Below are 19,123 nucleotides of genomic sequence, written 5' to 3' on the forward strand. Positions count from 1 at the left end.
GTGGTGGGTGATGACGGGATCGAACCGCCGACCCCCTCCTTGTAAGGGAGGTGCTCTCCCAGCTGAGCTAATCACCCCCGCTGTGTGGAGTCGCATTATAGGGAGAGTTGAAAATGAGTCAACGCATTTTCAAAAGAAATTGTTCGTTCGTCGTAAAATTAGACAAACCGCTGGCGAATCGATCGCGAACGCATGATTTATAAACAAAATAGCCTGTTTGCTGCGCCATTTGGGTAACAACATTGAGGAATCAGCCCACAGTGATAGAATATCGCCCACTTTTCTATTAGGTATTGCCGACGGTCGGCATCGCTATCAACGTAAGGCCAATTCATGAAAATCAAAACTCGCTTCGCGCCAAGCCCCACCGGCTATTTGCACGTTGGCGGCGCGCGCACTGCTCTCTACTCCTGGCTGTTTGCCCGTAATCAAGGCGGTGAGTTTGTGCTGCGCATCGAAGACACCGATCTCGAGCGTTCCACTCCGGAAGCAATCGAAGCCATTATGGATGGCATGAACTGGCTGAGCCTGGAGTGGGATGAAGGTCCGTACTTCCAGACCAAACGCTTCGATCGCTACAACGCGGTGATTGATGAGATGCTGGAAGCGGGTACCGCTTATAAATGCTACTGCTCTAAAGAGCGCCTTGAGCAGCTGCGCGAAACGCAGATGGCAAACAATGAAAAACCGCGTTATGACGGCCGCTGCCGCCATGACCATTCTCATCACGCTGAAGATGAGCCGTGCGTGGTGCGTTTTGCCAACCCGCAGGATGGATCGGTGATTTTTGACGACCAGATCCGCGGCCCGATCGAGTTCAGCAACATGGAGCTGGACGATCTGATCATTCGCCGTACCGATGGTTCCCCGACCTACAACTTCTGTGTTGTTGTGGATGACTGGGATATGGAGATCACCCATGTGATCCGCGGTGAAGACCACATCAACAACACCCCGCGCCAGATCAATATCCTGAAAGCGCTGAATGCGCCGGTGCCGGTTTACGCGCACGTTTCAATGATCAACGGTGACGACGGTAAAAAACTCTCCAAGCGCCACGGCGCGGTGAGCGTGATGCAGTATCGCGATGACGGTTACCTGCCGGAAGCGTTGCTCAACTACCTGGTGCGTCTGGGCTGGTCCAGTGGCGATCAGGAGATCTTCAGCCGTGAAGAGATGATCAAACTCTTTTCGCTGGGTGCGGTAAGCAAATCCGCCAGCGCCTTCAATACTGACAAGCTGCTCTGGCTGAACCATCACTACATCAATACCCTGGCGCCGGAGTATGTGGCCACCCATCTGCAGTGGCACATCGAGCAGGAAAATATTGATACCCGCACCGGTCCGCAGCTGGCAGAGCTGGTTACCCTACTGGGCGAGCGCTGCAAAACGCTGAAAGAGATGGCAGCAAGCTGCCGTTACTTCTATGAAGAGTTTGGGGAATTTGACGCAGATGCGGCGAAAAAACATCTGCGTCCGGTCGCACGCCAGCCGCTGGAAGTGGTACGCGACAAACTCGCCGCCATCACTAACTGGAGCGCTGAAAACGTCCATCACGCCATTCAGGCTACCGCCGATGAGCTGGAAGTGGGCATGGGTAAAGTTGGCATGCCGCTGCGCGTCGCAGTGACCGGTGCCGGTCAATCGCCGGGTCTGGATGTTACCGTTCACGCCATTGGCAAAACCCGCAGCATTGAGCGCATCAATAAAGCATTGGGTTTTATCGCTGAGCGTGAAGCCCAGCAGTAAGCGAAAAAAAGCCGCCTGAGAAGGCGGCTTTTTTATTTGTTCAAAGAGAGGAGTGCGTGCAACTTAACGCGCAACCACAAAGCGTTTGTCGTCGTCCATAAACGCTTTATCGCCTGCCGGGGCCATAATCGAACCGAAGTTCATATGGCCGCGCAGTTTCCAGCTCGCCGGAATATTCCAGGTGCGCTGCACATCTTCATCCACCAGCGGGTTGTAGTGCTGCAGGTTAGCGCCGATGCCTTTCTCTGCCAGTGCCACCCAGACAGCATACTGGGCGATACCGGTGCTGTGTTCAGACCATACCGGGAAGTTATCGGCATACGCGGCGAACTGCTCCTGCAGCCGGGTTACCACGTCCTGATCTTCGAAGAACAGCACCGAACCTGCCGCCGCCGCGAAACCATCTAATTTTTGCGAGGTAGCGTGGAAGTTCTCTTCCGGCACAATTTTCTTCAGCTGCGCACGGGTCAATTCCCAGAACTGCTCATGCTCTTTGCCCAGCAGGATCAGCGCACGTGAACTTTGCGAGTTGAATGCCGATGGCGCCTGGCGAATTGCTTCTTTGATAAGTTCAATCACTTCATCTTCCGCGATCGGCAGGGTTTTACCGAGGGCATAGATCGTTCTACGTTGTTTGGCTAAAGCGAGAAAGTTGTCTGACATGATTCCTCCTGAAGTTATCTGCACCTCCGCTGTGCTGTCGTGAGCAAGCGGCGGAAAAAGCGCCCAAAAGCCATTTTATAACCGGTCTATCATTTGTTGCATCAATGTGTTGCCGTAAAAAAGCATAGGCCTGTGATGCCATAAAGAACAGTCCAACTATTTGCCAATAACATTCAAAAAATTAGAACGAGGCCACCACGCGCGCGGCGTTAAACCGCCAGCCAGCGCCGCCAGATAAAGCGCAGCACGTAGAATTCAATGGTGCCGAGCAGCAGAAACCAGAGGCAGTAAAGCAGGGTATAAAACTGATTTAAATCCAGCAGATGAAAGGTTTCCATCAGCGTTTGCGCCAGCTGCATGCCCAGCTGCGGCGCAGGAAGCAGCAACACAGAGATAAAAGCCAGCAGCAGGATGCCGGCCAGCGTGACCACCGTTTCGAGAGGATGTTTCATAAGCGTTAATCATTGATGAAAAAACGCATTGTCGGGGAAAGCTGGCCTGAGCGCAACGTTCCCCGACCTTCACTCAGGCGACCACAAAGCGGCCAACCAGCTCCGACATGGTTTCAGACTGCTGATCCAACAGCTGGCTGGCGCTGGCGGCGCTCGCCACCAAACCCGCGTTTTGCTGCGTCACCTGCTCCAGCTGGTTTAGTGCTTCATGCACCTGCGAGACCCCCAGCGACTGCTCATTCGCCGCATGGGCGATATCGCTGACAAACGACAGCATCTGCCCGGTATTCTCGCGTGCCGCATGCAGCGCGCGATCGGAGGCCTGCGCCAGCGCCACACCCTGCTGGATCTGCTCCATATTTTTACTTACTAGTTCGCGGATCTGCTGTGCCTCATTGGCGCAGCGCTGCGACAGGTTACGCACCTCTGAGGCCACCACTGCAAAGCCTTTGCCCAGCTCACCGGCGCGCGCCGCTTCCACCGCGGCATTCAGCGCCAGCAGGTTGGTCTGGAACGAAATCTCATCAATCGAACTGACAATATTGGAGATCTGTTCACTGGAGTGACGGATAGCCGACATGCTGTGGCTGGTTTCACCCGCCACGCGGCTCGCCTCCTGCACCTGTTTTTCCATCTCCTGCGTCAGCCGTTTTGCTTCATTGGCATTGTCTGCCGTCATGTTTACCGCAGTGGCAATCTGCTCCATGCTGGCAGCGGTTTCTACCAGCGAGGCGGCTTGTTGATCGGTACGGGATGCCAGATCCTGGTTGCCGCTGGCAATCTCTGAACTGGCGCTGCGCAGCACGCCTGCGCCATGTTTGATCTCGCTGACGATATGCTGAATATTTTCGATCGCCTGGTTGTAGGCGCGGTTAAGCAGAGAGAGCTCGTCGCTACCCGGCACATCCAGGCGCTGAGTGAGATCGCCATCCATCCCCCGGATGGTGGCCAGCGAATGCTGCAACTGGCGGTGAATACTGCTGGCGACCAGCACGGCAAAGAAGAGGGCGATTGCCAGCGAGATGACGCTGATTACGGCAAAAAGCGTCACCTCATGCCAGGCTTCATCGGCCAGCTTCTGCGCAGTAACCAGTAGATGATGAGAGGCCGCCTCTTCAACGGCTCTCAGCGTGTTGATGCGTGCGGTTTGCGCATTAAACCAGTCGGCGGGTGCGACGCCAAAGCCGCCGGTTGCTGCATGATCGATAGCGGTCTGGCGTAAGGAGAGGGCTTTAAGCGCCTGCGGAGAGTTTAGCTGCGCGCTCATCTTCGCGTTCACCTCTGCGGAGCTAAAGGCGTGCGTTGCCGCCAGCCATGAAGCCTGTTTACCCACCACTTCATTAAGCTGGCGGAATTGCGCCTCGGTGAAGCGATCGGCGGAGAAGACATTCGACAGCAGTGCGCGCTCAATACCACTCTGCTCTTTGGCATTCAGCACGCTGTAGTAGGCCGCCAGCTGGTTAACAATTTCGCCGTTATCCGTTAGCTGGCTAATACCGCCCACTACATTCAGCAAGTCATTAATAATAGTGCTGTACCACACCAGGGAGTCGGAACCATTTACGCTTAATGCGCGCACGCGATTGCGAAAATCATTAATACCCTGCTGATGCTGGCGAAATTGTGCCAGCGCCTGGCGAATATCGCTGTTCGCTTCCTGTTCCGGGAATTGGTTGAGCAACTCGGTTAACTGCGTCAGCGCTTTTGTCGAGACGGGATATTGCGCCGATAACTCATTATTAAATTGCTGGCCTTTGCTACCGATATAACCCGCGCTTAAGCCGCGCTCTTTTTGCAATTCATGAATGACGCTACCGGCATCTTTTGCCAGCGTCGTTAATGAGATGATGGTATGCATTTGCTGGCCGGTCGCAACGCGCGACATGATGCCGCTGGCTGCAAGCCAGATAAGAGCAAACAACAGAGGTAGCAGAGCCAATAACAGTTTTGACTTCATCGATATACGGTAAATCCACTTCATAAAAAGGCCCCTTGTTTGCGTGTATATATTTGTTATCGGAGTGATTACACGCAGGCTTTATTTCTAATGCAGGGCTTGTTGATATTTATCAATTCTTTGCTGAAGCAGCTACCTCAAAAGTGTTATGGGATTAAGGAATATCTCTATTAAACAATCAATACAGGGAGTGCCGCAGGTGAAATATTACCTGCGGCAGAGAAATAACCACTCTAAATAGAGGGTTTAACCAGCCGCCCAAATTTCGGTGTGCTTTTTCATTAGGCCAATTAACGATCCGCCATCGGCGATAAATTCCCGCATCAGTTGCGCCTCACTCTTGCCGCGTTTAACGCAGACGGCAATTTCATCCAGCGCGCTGCGGGCATTAAGCTTGTCGGCCCAGGGGGCGACCTTCTCCAGCAGGTGCGACACATCATCGGCAATGGTGCGCTGTTCGCCGGTGTGCACATCGGTTATCACCCCCCTCAGGCCAAAGCGGCAGGCCTGAAAACGGTTGAATTTATAGAGCAGGTAGTCTCGCTCCTGGAACTTAAATGGGCGCTCTGCCAGCAGCCAGTGCGATAGCGCCTGAATAAAGCCCGCCAGGCTAACGGCATGGGAGAGAGTCAGCGGCGTATCCATTACCCGCACTTCGACGGTACCGAAACCGGGGCTCGGGCGAATATCCCAGTGCAGATCCTTAATGCTTTCAATCATCGAGGTGTAGCTCAAGCGGCGAAACAGCCCTTCAAACTCCTGCCAGTTCGTTACCCAGGGCATCGGGCCGTTATCCGGGAAAGAGGAGAAGATGTTGAGGCGCGACGAGGCAAACTGCGTATCGGTGCCCTGAATATAGGGCGAGCTGGCGCTCAGGGCGATAAAGTGCGGGACAAAGCGCGACAGCCCGTGCAGCAGATAGATGGCATCATCGCCATTGGTGCAGCCAACATGCACATGCTGACCAAATACCGTTGCCTGCTGCATCAGGTAACCGAACATCTCCAGCGTGCGGGCATAACGCTCATCCGCGCAGATTTGTTGACGTTGCCACTTCTGAAAGGGGTGGGTGCCGCCGCCGCAAATCTGCACGTGGTGCTCGTCTGCGGCCTGCAAAATGGCGTGGTGCATCGCCGAAAATTGATGCGCGACCTGGCGGATATCGCGACAGACGCCGGTGGCGATCTCCAGCATGCTTTCGGTGATGTCGTGCTTAACCTCACCGGTGCTGATGCGGTGCTGAAGCGCGTCGATAAGCCGGGATGAGTCCTGGCTTAAGTCATAGCCTGGTGGGTTAACCACCTGCAGCTCCAGCTCAACGCCGAGGGTAAAGGGCTCAGAGACATGAAAATCGGGCAAAGACATAACCATTCCTTACGCAAATGTTTGTTTGAGTATGGAAGGGAATCGCTAATTATGCCCGGCGCAGCGGGAGAGAGGGAAGACTTAAAAAAACGCAAAAAAAAGCCCGCACAAACGGCGGGCAAAAAATACTGGAAGCAATGTGAGCAATGTCGTACCGAATACCTGAGTCATCCACTCAACTATTCGGTAATGCGAAAGATAATCTTTATCATCTTCGTGGTCAACCCCATATTTTGTAAGGAGTGTATTTGCCCTCCAGCGATGAGTTCGACCTGGATGCGCGACGCTCAATTCTGCTTGCCACATTAGGGTTAATGAGTATAGTTCTCATTCTCTTTGGTGTTTGGGGGCGTTGCTGCGGCGCAGTACGCCATCAGCATCTGGAGGTTACCCGCCCGGCCACACAGTCTCTATACGCGAAAAGGCAGGCGGGAAAAGGCGAGGGCGACCAGTCCGCAGGCTGATCTCCCTGACCATCCGGCCTCAACGCAGGCCTTTTTCTCCACTTCGCTATGAGTCGATGATGAATAACAGCAAACGTACCTGGTCACCTTTGCGCAAGAGTCTGCTTGCGCTCGCGATTGGCGCGGCGACGCACGCCGTACAGGCAGCCACTCCCGCCAGCGAAACGAAAGAGGAGACGCTGATTGTCCAGTCCAGCAGCGGCAGCGATTTCAAACCCGGTGGCGACGCGCTGGTGCCGGCCTACCTTGACGGCCAGGTCGCCTACGGTGGGCGTCTTGGCATGCTGGGCGAACAGAAGGCTATGGACGTGCCGTTTAACGTGATCGGCTACACCTCGAAGCTGGTGCAGGATCAGCAGGCGAAAACTATCGCCGATGTGGTGCGCAATGATGCCGGCGTGCAGGTCAGCCAGGGCTACGGCAATATGGCGGAAACCTACCGCATTCGCGGTTTTAAACTTGATGGCGACGACATGCTAATGGGCGGTCTGGCGGGCATTGTGCCGCGCCAGGTGGTCGATACGCAGATGCTCGAACGCATCGAGATCTTTAAAGGGGCGAATGCGCTAATGAACGGCGCTGCCACCTCCGGCGTCGGCGGCATGATCAACCTTGAGCCAAAACACGCAGAGGATACGCCGCTGACGCGCCTTGGCGTTGATTACGCATCGCGCTCTCAGGTCGGCGGAGCGCTGGATGTCGGACGTCGTTATGGCGATAACAACCAGTTCGGGGTGCGCGTTAACCTGCTGCATCGCGAAGGCGAAACCACGGTTGAAGATGATAAGCGCCGCACTACTGCTGCCTCCGTTGGCCTCGATTATCGCGGCGAGCGCTTACGCAGTTCTCTTGATGTCGGCTACCAGAAGAAGACCTTCCACGGCGGCTCGATGGGGATCAATATCAGCAATATCGATTTCGTGCCTGCTGTGCCGGGTAACAGCAAAAATACCAGCCAGAAGTGGGCGTGGAGCGATATCGAAAACGAGTTTGGCCTCGCGCGTGCCGAGTATGATGTCACCGATATCTGGACGGCCTACGCCGCCTTTGGCGGCCAGCACTCTCATGAGCAGGGCGTCTATGGCGGGCCGAAAGTGATTAACGCCGCGGGCGATGCGACGATTGGCCGCCTCGACACCAATCGCATCAGCGACAGCTGGAGTGGCATGGCGGGCCTGCGCGGCAACTTCGACACCGGTCCGGTGTCGCACAAGGTCAACGTCGGTTACTCCGCCAGCATCAAGCAGGACAAGGTCGCCTGGCGCATGTCGTCAAAGAACCCGCGCGTCAATATCTACAACAACAGTGCGGTGCCGATGCCGGATTACAGCCTGACCGGTGGCAACTACAGCGACCCGTTAACCACCGGGCGCAACCGCACCCAGGGCTGGCTGCTGAGCGATACGCTGGGCGTGCTTGACGATACGCTGCTCTTCACCGCGGGCGCGCGATACCAAAAAGTGTGGGTGCACAGCTACAACAATGCCACCGGTGCGGAGAACCGAACCGCGCGCTTTATTGAAGATCGCTGGATGCCGACCTACGGCGTGGTCTACAAACCGTGGGAAGTGGTCTCGCTCTACGCCAACCACACCGAAGCACTGCAGCCGGGCAGCACCGCGCCGGAAGGGGCGGCTAATCAGTATCAAACCACCGGCATCGCCCACTCGAAACAGAACGAAGTGGGGGTAAAAACGGACTTTGGCCGCATCGGCGGTACGCTGTCGCTGTTTGAAATTAAGAAGCCGTCGGCTATCCAGAACAGCAGCACCAATATTTATGAGCTGAGTGGCGAGCAACGCAACCGGGGCGTTGAGCTGAGCCTGTTTGGCGAGCCGATGCTCGGCCTGCGCCTGAACGGCAGCGCGACCTGGATAGACGCTAAAATGACCAAAACTCAGGATGGCGTCAATCAGGGTAATAAACCGGTTGGCGTGGCGGGCTTCTACTCGGTGCTGGGTGCGGAGTATGACATCCCCGCGATTGAGGGGCTGACGGCAACGGCGCGAGTCAACCACACCGGATCGCAATACGCTAACGCGGCGAACAGCAAGAAACTGGACAGTTACACCACACTCGATCTCGGTGCGCGTTATCGCATGCGGTTGAACGCCGATCGCAACGAGATGGTGTGGCGCGTCGGGCTGGATAACGTTACCAATAAGAACTACTGGGCAAGCGTTGAAGATAACGGCACCTATATCTACCGGGGCGTCGGCCGCGAGCTGAAAGTGTCAATGAGCTACGATTTTTAATCGCCCATGGCAGCACGCCGGATGGCGTTCAGACGATCCGGCATGTTGCCTTTTATTTGCTCATTACAACATTTAAACAGCAGATCGGTTACACTCGCAGCACAGAAAATCCACATAAAAGGAGAGTGAGATGCTGGAAAAATTACGAACCCGTGACGGGAAAAAATTTCTCTGCGCGGTGCTGGTTGTGTTCCTGATTGCCGTAAGCGTGGTGTCAAAGGTGACCTTCGAAGGCGTTGAGGATCAATACAACCTGCCGATGTCCTCCTGGACCACCTCAATGTTTATTATGCAGGGTGCATGGGTAGCGATTTATAGCCTGATGTTCACCATCATCGGCTCGCTGCCCTTTGGCTTCTACTTCCTCGGCCCGAAAGACGATCGCGGCTGATCCTGTTCGCCCCGGTTTCTCCGCCGGGGCAGTTTCCGTTATCACATCACAGGAATAAAGTTATTTCCCCTCACGCAGTCGAAAACTCCGTTTTAAGTATCGGTGCCCGATAAGTTAACTGCCACTACATTACGCGCCGCGCTAGCCTGCTGCCTGGCTGTGGAAAGGGCGTGTTTCCCTCTCCCTTATGCCCATTTTTAACAATTAAAGATCAAAAAATAATCGCCGATAGGGTTGATACAGGGAGTGCATGCTGCAAGGAACATTGATGACAGAAGGCTGACTCCAGGAGAGCCGTAATGGCCAGACAATTTGTGAATAAAAAAATGAGCACCCGCGCGCAGATGCTGCTGACGGGCGCCATCACCATCACCCTCGGTTTTGTGGTCACCATCGGGGTACTGAGCTGGCAGTCCAGCAATCAGCAAAAAGCGCTCGCCGAACAATATCTGCAAAAAATCGCCCGCAGTGAGGCGCTCACCATCCAGCAGCAGCTGAACTATGCGCGCGATGTGGCGCATAACCTCGGCCATAGCCTGGCCGCGCTGCCGCAGGCCGGGATCACTGACCGTAACGTGGCGAATAAGTTAATTGAGTATGCGGTGCGCGATAACCCGGACTACCTCTCCGTCTCGGTGATTTTTGAAGAGAACGCCTTCGATGGTCGCGACGCAGAGTTTGCCGGTAAAGCGGATCAGGCCCCCAAAGGACGCTACGCGGTGTTTGCCGATCGTGATACAAACGGGAAATACGCCATGCATCCGCTGCTCTCGATCTTTACGCCGGGGCAGGGCGACTACTACCTTGTGCCGCAGCGCACGCAAAAAGATACACTGATCGAACCCTACAGCTATGCCTATAACGGCGTCCCGACGTTGTTAACCTCGGTCGCCGCGCCGATCGTCAACGATGGCAAACTCACTGCGGTAGTCACTTCCGATATTTCGCTGGCCTCACTGCAGCAGAAAGTGAATCAGATCAAACCCTGGGAAGGCGGTGGCTATGCGATGCTGCTCTCCACCTCCGGGAAAGTGATCTCCTACCCGGATAAGAAACTGACCAGCAAACCCTTTCCTGGCAAGACCGAAGGCTTTACCTCCAGTGTGGTGGAGCAGGATGATCCGATCCTCGGTGAGAAAGCGCTGGTGACCTGGCAGCCGGTCACTATCGGTAACAGCACCGATAACTGGTATCTCGGCATCGTCGCGCCGGTCAGCCAGGTGATGGCTGCCGCTAACCGCCAGCTGCTTAATGCCGTGATCCTTGGCGTTATCAGCATCCTGCTGGTGAGCGCGCTGCTGGGCCTGGTCTTTAGCCGTAAAGTGCTGAAACCGATTGGCGGTGAGCCGCTGGAGGGGGCAAGCATTGCGCTGGCGGTAGCCGAAGGCAAACTTGATAACGTTATTGTGGTGAAAGAGGGCGATCGCAGTAGCCTCTTCTATGCACTGCACACCATGCAGGATCAACTGCGCCAGATGGTCGGGCAGATCCAGGAGGCGAGCAGCTCCGTGCGTCAGGGCGCTGGCGAGATTGTCAGCGGCAACATCAACCTCTCGTCCCGTACCGAGCAGCAAGCCGCCGCGCTGGAGCAGACCGCTGCCAGCATGGAGCAGTTCAGCGCCACGGTTAAACACAATGCTGATAATGCGCACCATGCCACCGCGCTGACCGCCAATGCCACGCAGATTGCCAGCCGCGGCGAAGCGCTTGTGGGGCAGGTGGTACAAACGATGTCCCAGATTGACGACAGTGCGAAGAAGATCGGCGATATCACCGCCATCATCAACAGCATTGCGTTCCAGACCAACATCCTGGCGCTGAACGCCGCGGTGGAAGCGGCACGCGCCGGAGAGCAGGGGCGTGGCTTCGCGGTAGTCGCGTCGGAAGTGCGTAATCTGGCAAGCCGCAGTGCTGATGCGGTGAAAGAGATCGGCGCGCTGATTGAAGAGTCTGGCAAGCGGGTGGAAACCGGGGTGCAGCTGGTGAACGACGCCGGTAAAACCATGCAGGAGATGACCCAGGCGGTCAACTCGGTGCAATCCATCATCAATGAGATTGTCAGCGCCTCCGATGAGCAAGCCAAAGGCATTGGCCAGGTGACGATTGCGGTCAACGAAATGGATGGCGTGACCCAGCAGAACGCCTCGCTGGTGCAGGAGATGGCGGCCGCCGCGACCTCGCTGGAAGATCAGGCAGAGCAGCTGGCGCAGAGCGTGCAGCAGTTCCGCCTGCAGGCCTGAGTGGAGCGGGGAGCCTGGTCGTCGAGGCTCCCCGCTGCCGGTACCATTTCTTGCCAGCCCCTGGCGGAGATGTTAAAAGGTGCCCCTTTAAATGAAACCACAAAGGGGAAGGACGTGAAAAACGCGTCACAGGTCGTGGGGAACATGACCGGGACCGCGTCGGAGGCAGCGCCGACGCTACAACGGGGATTAAAGAACCGCCATATTCAGCTTATTGCCCTTGGCGGCGCAATCGGTACGGGGCTGTTTCTCGGCATCGGCCCGGCAATTCAGATGGCCGGACCTGCAGTGTTACTCGGCTACGGCATCGCCGGCATTATCGCCTTTTTGATTATGCGCCAGCTCGGTGAAATGGTGGTTGAAGAGCCGGTCTCCGGGTCGTTTTCCCACTTCGCCTTTAAATATTGGGGGCCGTTTGCGGGTTTCCTCTCCGGCTGGAACTACTGGGCGATGTTTGTGCTGGTCGGCATGGCGGAACTGACCGCCGCCGGGATCTATATGCAGTACTGGTTCCCCGCTATCCCGACCTGGGTCTGGGCCGCTACCTTCTTTGCAATCATTAACGCCGTTAACCTTGTCAATGTGCGCCTGTATGGCGAAACCGAGTTCTGGTTTGCGCTGATCAAAGTGCTGGCGATTATCGGCATGATTGGCTTTGGCGTCTGGATGCTGTTCACCGGCCACGGCGGCGAGCGTGCCAGCATCAACAACCTCTGGCAGTACAACGGCTTTTTCGCCACCGGCTGGCATGGGCTGGTGCTGTCGCTGGCAGTCATTATGTTCTCGTTCGGCGGCCTTGAGCTGATTGGTATCACCGCCGCCGAGGCGAGCGAGCCGCACACCACCATTCCAAAAGCCGTTAACCAGGTGGTTTACCGCATTCTGCTCTTCTACATCGGTTCGCTGGTGGTACTGCTGGCGCTCTATCCGTGGATTGACGTTCAGGCCAATAGCAGCCCGTTTGTAATGATCTTCCACGAACTCGACAGCAATCTGGTCGCATCCGCACTTAACTTCGTCATTCTGGTGGCTTCACTTTCGGTCTATAACAGCGGGGTTTACTCCAACAGCCGTATGCTGTTTGGCCTGTCAGTGCAGGGCAATGCGCCCGCGTTTCTGACACGCGTCAGCCGTCGCGGCGTACCGGTTAACTCGTTGATCCTCTCGGGAGCGATTACCTCGCTGGTGGTGCTGGTGAACTACCTGTTACCGCAGAAAGCCTTTGCCATGCTGATGGCGTTAGTGGTCGTCACCCTGCTGCTGAACTGGATCATGATCTCGCTGGCGCACCTGAAGTTCCGCGCCGCGATGCGCCGCAAAGGGCGCGATCCGCAATTCAAAGCGCTGCTCTTCCCGGCGGGCAACTATCTCTGCATCGGCTTTATGCTGTTTATTCTCGGTCTGATGTACTCCATCGACGATATGCGCCTGTCGGCCCTCCTGCTGCCGGTATGGATTGTGTTCCTGTTTGCCGCCTTCAAACTGCTGCGGCGGGCACCAAAACGCGCATAAGCCTCAGCGCGACATGAGAAAACGCCAGCCTTCGCGCTGGCGTTTTTATTTGCCTCAGGCATTCGTCTGGCAGCGGGGCGCTAACTGCTGGCGGGCGCAGAGCGCCGCCGCGGCAAGCGCCAGCATCATCACCACTTCAGTTGCCAGAAAACCGCTCAGCGCCGCGCTGTAGTCACCGTGCGACTGGTCGACAAGGTGGAGAAAGATGCCGCCGAGCAGCGCAGGCCCCAGACCGAGCGCCGACTGCTGCAGGGTGCTGAGCAGCGCACTGCCGGCTCCAGCGTCCTGCGCGGTAATATCACGCATACCGATACGGTAGAAGCTGTTGACGATCAGCGCCTGGCCGTAGCCAATCAGCAGAGTGGCGGGGGCGAGCATCAGCACGCCAACCACGCGGCCGCAGAAGTGCAGAGTCACCATCAGCGCCAGCAAGCCCGCAATCTGTATCGTAAGCCCGGTCAACAAAATCGTGCGCATGCTGTAGCGGCCGATCAGTTTCGGCGCGTACCAGGCGGAAACGAAATAGGCAACGCCAAGGGCGATAAAGCTGTTTCCGGACTGGTAGGGCGTCATGCCCATACCGGCCTGCAAGGTGAGCGCCATGCAGAACATAAACCCGGCCCAGGCGCTGAAAAAGAGCAGGGCAATCAACAAACCAAAGCGGATGCTGGGCAGCTTCAGCAGGCGCGGCGGCACCAGCGGCGTGATGCCGCGCTTCTCCTGCTGCACCGCGCTGCTGCGCATCCACAGTGCCAGCGGGAAGAGCGCCAGCAGCGCCGCTTTGCTCTGCCACGGCCAGTGCATCTCCGGGCCTAAGGCCAGCGGGAAAAGCAGGCAGCAGAGGATCAGCGCCAGCGCCGCCGTGCCCTGCCAGTCAATGCGCGTGCGCTGTTCGCTGCGGGTTTCCGGCACGTAGCGGTGGCTCAGGAGCAACACCAGCAGGCAGATGGGCACATTGATAAAGAAGGCGTTGCGCCAGCCGAGACCGGCGATATCTGCCGAAACCAGCCAGCCGCCGCCCATCTGCCCGATGATAAACGCCACGCCACCAACCCCACCGTAGAGGCTGATTGCGCGGGCATGCGCACTGCCTTTCAGCGTGACATGCAGAGTGGCGAGGATCTGCGGCACAATCAGCGCCGCGCCCATCCCTTGCAGCGTGCGCGCTGCCAGCAGGGCAGGGACTGAATTCGCCAGGCCGCACAGCAGCGAGGCAGTACCAAACAGCGCAACGCCCCATAAAAAGAGGCGTCGGCGTCCGAAGTTATCCCCCAGTTTGCTGCCCATTGCCAGGCAGACGGCAAACGCTACACCATAGAGCGCAACAATCAGCGCCAGCTGGGTGGCCGAGGTGTGTAACGACAGAGTGATGGAATCGAGCGCGACATTGGTGATCGAGGTGTCGATCAGCGGCAGCATCTGCCCGGTTAACAGCAAAAACAGGCCCGCCCGGCCCGGAGAAACAGCAGACGTATTCATGGTGACTCCATTGCGTCATTCATCGGATGGACGTAGCATCGCCGAATGAGAAAACGGGTACCAGTTCTTGCCTATACGGGTATTGGCACTACCATGCTGGAGGTTTTATGACGTTGATGGTGGAGAAGCAGCCGCAGCTGGCGCTGCTGGAAGAGAGCCGCAAACAGCTGGGCGCGTTTCTGCGTGCGCGGCGTGAAAGCCTCGATCCGCAGCGGCTCGGGTTGCCGCGCAGCAGCCGACGGCGCACGCCGGGTCTCAGGCGCGAAGAGGTGGCGTTGTTAGCGGATGTCGGCGTCACCTGGTACACATGGCTTGAGCAGGGCCGTGAGGTGAATCCCTCTGCCAATGTCCTGCAGGCGATTGCCGCCGCGCTGCAGTGTAAGCCGACCGAGACGCGGCATCTCTTTCTGCTTGCCGGGTTAGCGCCTACCGAAGCGCTCAATTCGCCGCAGTGCGAAGGGATCAGTGACAGCACGCGCCGCCTGCTGGACAGCCTGCTGCCGAACCCGGCAAGTATCCAGAAACCCAATTTTGATATTGTCGCGTGGAACGCCGGTTTTGAGCACCTGATGGGCGTCAGCTTTGATGAGATTCCCGAAGAGGATCGCAACTGTATCTATCTCTACCTGACCCATCCGCAGTGGCGCAGCCGCTTAGGGCAGGATGAACAGGTACTCTCGACCTTTGTCGCCTATTTCCGGGCGGCCATGGCTGCGCATCGCGGGGAGGCAATATGGGAAGCGAAGCTGGCGCGCTTTTGCGCCGCCTCGGCAGAATTTGAAACGCTGTGGCGTAAGCATTATGAAGTAAGCGGCGTGGAAAATAAGGTCAAGGTCTTTACGCATCCGCAGCTCGGCACGATTACTCTGCAGCAGATGTACTGGTACTCCGCGCCGCGCAACGGCTCGCGGTTACTGGTCTATATGCCGATGGATGAGCAGGGCGAGCAGGCGCTGCAGTGGCTGGCGCAGAACGCTTAAGGACGCAGGCGCTTCTGATCTTTTCGCGGCAGGGTGTCGACCACGCGATCCCAGGCGTGCTGGATCAGTGATTCAAGCAGCGGGAGGTCAATCTCGTTGCCAGCGTAGACGGAGATCCAGTGCTTCTTATTCATGTGATACCCCGGTTCAATGCTGGGGTAGATCTGCCGGTTAAGCAGCGCGGTTTGCGGCTCCGATTTCATCGTCACCATCGGCCTGCCGTGGGCGGTGGTGGTCATCATAAATATCTTGCCGCACACTTTGAAGACGTCATGCTCCGGGCCGAATGGCCAGCAGTGTTCAGTAAAGGGGAGCGACAGCGCATAGCGATGGGCGCTCTCCTTCAATGTTTTACTCTCCATCTTTTTCCTCATTTGCCAGCGCGCGCCACATCGCCTCAAAGCCGAGGCGCTTAAGCTCTTTGGTTCGCGAAGGATCGCGGCTCGCAAAGTTAATGGTGGTTTCCGCCATCGCAAGGAAAATAGCATCGCCAAACGCGGAGTACTCATCCGAGAGGAAAACCGGGCGCACCGAGCGGTGGCACAGCTCATGCAGCTCCGGGAAGATATCGGCCACCTGCTGCTTGGTGTCAGCGGTCAGCTTTTCGCTGATGGCGATCTGGCGCACCGCATGATGGCCGTTGGGGTGGCGAATCCCCCAGTCGATATAGCTGTCCCAGATGGAGTGGGTATGCACCTTCGAATCGCTGCTGGATCGGTCGAGATTGGCCAGCATGGTGCCGCAAAGATCGGTTTTCAGATGCAGATAGAGCGCGTTCAACAGGTCGTCTTTGGTGGAGAAGTAGCGAAACAGCGTGCCTTCCGCGACGCCTGCATTACGGGCGATAAGCGCGGTTGAGGCGGCAATCCCCGACTGGGCAATCGCCTTAGTTGCTGCTTTCAGTAATGCCAGTTTCTTATCTTCACTCTTCGGACGAGCCACGCCGCTTTTCTCCGCTTTTTATAAAACCACGATTGAAACATGCCCTTTGAGAGGCTGCAACGTCGAATATCAAACAACAAAAAATCGTCTTGACGATTTAATGTTCGTTTCTATAATGAGTGCTTACTCACTCATAATCAAGTTCAATGAGTATCGTCTCAACGGATGGGATCGATTTAGCCGGGTCAGGATATGAAACGTCTCACTATCAGCGTGGTTGTCGTTATGCTCGTTGCGTCTGCTGCAAGCTTACCTTTTGTTCTGAATGCCGGTTTTGGTCAGCCCCCGCAGGGGGAGGCGCTCGGTGCTGTGGAACAATCGCCCCATTACCGCGATGGCGCGTTTCACAATGCGCTGCCGACGCCGGGCTTTACCGGTGAGCAAAGCAAACTGGCGCTGTGGTGGGATTTTCTCTTCGGTAAACGTGAGAACGCGCGACCGCAGCAGCCGCTGCCGCTGGTGGCAACCGATCTCTCGGCGCTGCCGTTGCAGGAGGATACGCTGGTGTGGATGGGGCACTCCTCATGGTATGTGCAGCTGGCGGGCAAACGTATTTTGATCGACCCGGTGCTCAGCGACTACGCCGCGCCATTCTCCTTTCTCAATAAAGCGTTTGCCGGTAACGGTGTCTGGACCGCAGAAAGCATGCCGGAGATCGATCTGCTGGTTATCTCTCACGACCACTATGACCACCTCGATCACGCCACCATCAAGGCGCTGATGCCGAAGATCAAACGCGTTGTTACACCGCTCGGCGTCGGCTCTCATCTACGTTACTGGGGGATGGACGCGGCGAAGATTGAGGAGGCGGACTGGCAGCAGAGCGTGCAGGTTAGCGATACGCTTAGCGTCAATGTTCTGCCCGCGCGTCACTTCTCTGGCCGTGGGCTGAAGCGCAACCAGACGCTATGGGCCAGCTTTCTGTTTGTCACGCCTGAACGCAAAGTCTACTACAGCGGCGACAGCGGTTATGGCCCGCACTTTAAGGCCATCGGCGACAGGTTTGGCCCGATCGATATTGCCATTATGGAGAATGGGCAGTACGACGAGGCGTGGAAATATATTCATATGATGCCGGAGCAGAGCGCGCAGGCGGCGCATGATCTGCAGGCTCGCGCGGTGCTGCCGGGTCACGCCGGACGCTTTGTACTGGCAAAACACAGCTGGGACGATCCGTACAAACGTTTAGCGGCTGCCAGCCGCGATAAAGAGTTTCGCTTACTGACACCGAAGCTGGGCGAAGTGGTGTTTGCAGCTGATACGGGGCAAACATTCAGCGCCTGGTGGGAATAACCATTTACTTAATCGAAGTGCAGGGGGATCGCAGCATGACTATTTCCGCTCAGGTTATCGACACTATCGTCGAGTGGATCGACGACAATCTTCATCAACCCTTGCGTATTGATGAGATTGCCGCGCACGCAGGCTACTCCAAGTGGCATTTGCAACGGCTCTTTTTGCAGTACAAAGGGGAGAGCCTCGGGCGCTATATCCGCGAGCGTAAACTCGCGCGCGCCGCGCAGGATTTACGCAACACCGATCAGAAGGTTTACGATATCTGCCTGAAATATGGCTTCGATTCGCAGCAAACCTTTACGCGGATCTTTACCCGCACCTTTAACCAGCCGCCGGGAGCCTACCGGCGTGAAAACCATCAGCACACCCATTAACCGAACAAACCGGCACCGCGCCGGTTTTTTTACTCTTGTACCGTCTGCTTGATGCCTAAACGGCTGCAAAAGGTGCTCAACCCTTCGCGTGCCAGCAACACTTCAAGCTGCTGCAGTTCGTCAGCGGTCAACATCTGTAACGTGTTGATGATATTTTGCATCGAGCCTGACGCGGTGAGATAGGGTGTGGGCGATTCGGCAAGCGAGTTGCTAAAGCCGCTATGGCGCATGGCGGGCAACTCCATCACCAGGCTCAGCACTTTATCCGTTATCAATACATAGCGAGCACGGCCCCCTTTTACGCCGGGGAGACTCTCGGTTTTCCACTTGTGACGTTTGATCCAACGGTTGATGGTCTGTCGTGTGACGCCGAGGCAGTTTGCTAACTCAGCGGTGGTCATTTTGCTTGGTAATGTGTTCATCTTATTTCTGGTCGCGGATCCCTAAACGTTGCAACAGGCCGGTAATGCCGTCGCGTAAAAGCATTGAAGAGAGCTGGGTGCGCTCGGCGTCGGTCATCTCCTTCGCCAGCCTGAGCAGAAGTGCTTCCAGCGAGGCGTCGCTGCTGGAGAGAGGGGTAGAAGGAGAGAGTTCATTGCGCTGCGCACTGCGGATAAAGGCGCGAACCTGTTCGTTAACGTGAACCAGGCGGGCTTTTCCTCCCTGAACGCCAGGTTTTGGCGAGGTGATCCACCCCTCTTTACGCACCCATTTGTTGATGGTTTGCCGGCTGTACCCGGTAAGCGTAGCCAGCTCCTCCGGCGTCATTCGTTCCTTGAGCATATAATTTCCCGGTGAGTAGTAAGGGTAATTAGTGGTTTATGTTATAGCACCATTTTAGAAGAAAATGTGACAGGTTTAACTGCTGGCTGCGAGGCGTTACGCAAGGGGATTCAATTGCATGCTTTTTCAGCGGTTGGTAAAGGTGCGGTGATTTTGCCGTTGACACCTGACAAGGGAATTCATATCATGCCGCCCGTCAACACGACACGCTTTACGCGATG

The 19,123-nt window shown here is 56.5% G+C and carries 17 protein-coding genes and 1 tRNA gene; 8 read left to right on the forward strand and 10 right to left on the reverse strand.

Annotated features, from left to right (window positions below):
* Nucleotide 1: 1 nt before the first annotated feature.
* A tRNA-Val gene (locus tag PU683_RS09145) sits at nucleotides 2-77 on the reverse strand.
* A 256-nt stretch (nucleotides 78-333) separates the two neighbouring features.
* On the opposite strand from PU683_RS09145, the gene gltX reads away from it, so the two are divergent.
* Nucleotides 334-1,749, forward strand: coding sequence for a glutamate--tRNA ligase (gene gltX, locus PU683_RS09150; protein ID WP_277171190.1), 1,416 nt, complete (start codon nucleotides 334-336; stop codon nucleotides 1,747-1,749).
* Nucleotides 1,750-1,812: 63 nt separating this feature from the next.
* Here the strand turns inward: gltX and PU683_RS09155 are convergent, their stop codons facing one another.
* The 4 genes from PU683_RS09155 to PU683_RS09170 all read right to left on the reverse strand — a co-directional run bounded on the left by PU683_RS09155 (nucleotide 1,813) and on the right by PU683_RS09170 (nucleotide 6,186).
* Nucleotides 1,813-2,412 (reverse strand): nitroreductase family protein, encoded by a 600-nt coding sequence (locus PU683_RS09155; RefSeq protein WP_277171191.1) that lies wholly within the window; start codon nucleotides 2,410-2,412, stop codon nucleotides 1,813-1,815.
* 209 nt (nucleotides 2,413-2,621) lie between these two features.
* Nucleotides 2,622-2,864 carry a DUF1158 domain-containing protein gene (locus PU683_RS09160; RefSeq protein WP_277171192.1) on the reverse strand — a complete coding sequence of 81 codons (243 nt, stop codon included), beginning with the start codon at nucleotides 2,862-2,864 and terminating at the stop codon, nucleotides 2,622-2,624.
* Nucleotides 2,865-2,937: 73 nt separating this feature from the next.
* Nucleotides 2,938-4,845, reverse strand: a complete 1,908-nt coding sequence (locus PU683_RS09165) for a methyl-accepting chemotaxis protein (RefSeq protein WP_277171193.1) — start codon at nucleotides 4,843-4,845, stop codon at nucleotides 2,938-2,940.
* Nucleotides 4,846-5,067: 222 nt separating this feature from the next.
* Nucleotides 5,068-6,186 (reverse strand): YbdK family carboxylate-amine ligase, encoded by a 1,119-nt coding sequence (locus PU683_RS09170; protein ID WP_277171194.1) that lies wholly within the window; start codon nucleotides 6,184-6,186, stop codon nucleotides 5,068-5,070.
* Between the two features lie 520 nt (nucleotides 6,187-6,706).
* Between PU683_RS09170 and PU683_RS09175 the strand changes: the two genes are divergently transcribed.
* From PU683_RS09175 to pheP, 4 genes are all read left to right on the forward strand, one after another.
* The gene (locus PU683_RS09175) at nucleotides 6,707-8,905 is read left to right on the forward strand and encodes a TonB-dependent receptor (protein WP_431190933.1); all 2,199 of its coding nucleotides are present in this window, start codon (nucleotides 6,707-6,709) and stop codon (nucleotides 8,903-8,905) included.
* 130 nt (nucleotides 8,906-9,035) lie between these two features.
* Nucleotides 9,036-9,296 (forward strand): DUF2534 family protein, encoded by a 261-nt coding sequence (locus PU683_RS09180; protein WP_023479829.1) that lies wholly within the window; start codon nucleotides 9,036-9,038, stop codon nucleotides 9,294-9,296.
* Between the two features lie 299 nt (nucleotides 9,297-9,595).
* Complete coding sequence (locus PU683_RS09185) at nucleotides 9,596-11,536, forward strand: methyl-accepting chemotaxis protein (RefSeq protein ID WP_277171195.1); 1,941 nt, start codon at nucleotides 9,596-9,598, stop codon at nucleotides 11,534-11,536.
* A gap of 114 nt (nucleotides 11,537-11,650) precedes the next feature.
* A complete protein-coding gene (gene pheP / locus PU683_RS09190; RefSeq protein WP_277171196.1) occupies nucleotides 11,651-13,048 on the forward strand; it encodes a phenylalanine transporter in 1,398 nt (465 codons plus the stop codon).
* Between the two features lie 54 nt (nucleotides 13,049-13,102).
* Here the strand turns inward: pheP and PU683_RS09195 are convergent, their stop codons facing one another.
* Nucleotides 13,103-14,527 carry an MFS transporter gene (locus PU683_RS09195; RefSeq protein ID WP_277171197.1) on the reverse strand — a complete coding sequence of 475 codons (1,425 nt, stop codon included), beginning with the start codon at nucleotides 14,525-14,527 and terminating at the stop codon, nucleotides 13,103-13,105.
* A 107-nt stretch (nucleotides 14,528-14,634) separates the two neighbouring features.
* Between PU683_RS09195 and PU683_RS09200 the strand changes: the two genes are divergently transcribed.
* On the forward strand, nucleotides 14,635-15,507 hold the full coding sequence (locus PU683_RS09200) for a helix-turn-helix transcriptional regulator (RefSeq protein ID WP_277171198.1): 873 nt from the start codon (nucleotides 14,635-14,637) through the stop codon (nucleotides 15,505-15,507).
* On the opposite strand, the gene PU683_RS09205 is transcribed toward PU683_RS09200, so the two are convergent.
* A complete protein-coding gene (locus PU683_RS09205) occupies nucleotides 15,504-15,869 on the reverse strand; it encodes an MmcQ/YjbR family DNA-binding protein (protein ID WP_277171199.1) in 366 nt (121 codons plus the stop codon). The two genes, PU683_RS09200 and PU683_RS09205, sit on opposite strands and share 4 nt — an antisense overlap.
* Nucleotides 15,859-16,449: a TetR/AcrR family transcriptional regulator gene (locus PU683_RS09210; RefSeq protein ID WP_277171200.1), complete on the reverse strand. Its 591-nt coding sequence runs from the start codon at nucleotides 16,447-16,449 to the stop codon at nucleotides 15,859-15,861. Before PU683_RS09210 ends, PU683_RS09205 begins: the two co-directional genes overlap by 11 nt.
* A 192-nt stretch (nucleotides 16,450-16,641) precedes the next feature.
* Here PU683_RS09210 and PU683_RS09215 point away from each other — a divergent pair, with 192 nt between their 5' ends.
* Together PU683_RS09215 and PU683_RS09220 are read left to right on the forward strand one after the other, a co-directional pair.
* Complete coding sequence (locus tag PU683_RS09215; protein WP_277171201.1) at nucleotides 16,642-17,742, forward strand: MBL fold metallo-hydrolase; 1,101 nt, start codon at nucleotides 16,642-16,644, stop codon at nucleotides 17,740-17,742.
* 35 nt (nucleotides 17,743-17,777) lie between these two features.
* Nucleotides 17,778-18,119 (forward strand): RamA family antibiotic efflux transcriptional regulator, encoded by a 342-nt coding sequence (locus PU683_RS09220; protein ID WP_023479912.1) that lies wholly within the window; start codon nucleotides 17,778-17,780, stop codon nucleotides 18,117-18,119.
* 29 nt (nucleotides 18,120-18,148) lie between these two features.
* On the opposite strand, the gene PU683_RS09225 is transcribed toward PU683_RS09220, so the two are convergent.
* The gene (locus PU683_RS09225; protein ID WP_277171202.1) at nucleotides 18,149-18,541 is read right to left on the reverse strand and encodes a YfeC-like transcriptional regulator; all 393 of its coding nucleotides are present in this window, start codon (nucleotides 18,539-18,541) and stop codon (nucleotides 18,149-18,151) included.
* 1 nt (nucleotide 18,542) lies between these two features.
* Nucleotides 18,543-18,902 (reverse strand): YfeC-like transcriptional regulator, encoded by a 360-nt coding sequence (locus PU683_RS09230; RefSeq protein ID WP_277171203.1) that lies wholly within the window; start codon nucleotides 18,900-18,902, stop codon nucleotides 18,543-18,545.
* Nucleotides 18,903-19,123: the final 221 nt, after the last annotated feature.

This window comes from Candidatus Kosakonia sp. 282A-S69 (assembly GCF_029433855.1).
Taxonomy (GTDB): Bacteria; Pseudomonadota; Gammaproteobacteria; order Enterobacterales; family Enterobacteriaceae; genus Kosakonia; species Kosakonia cowanii_A.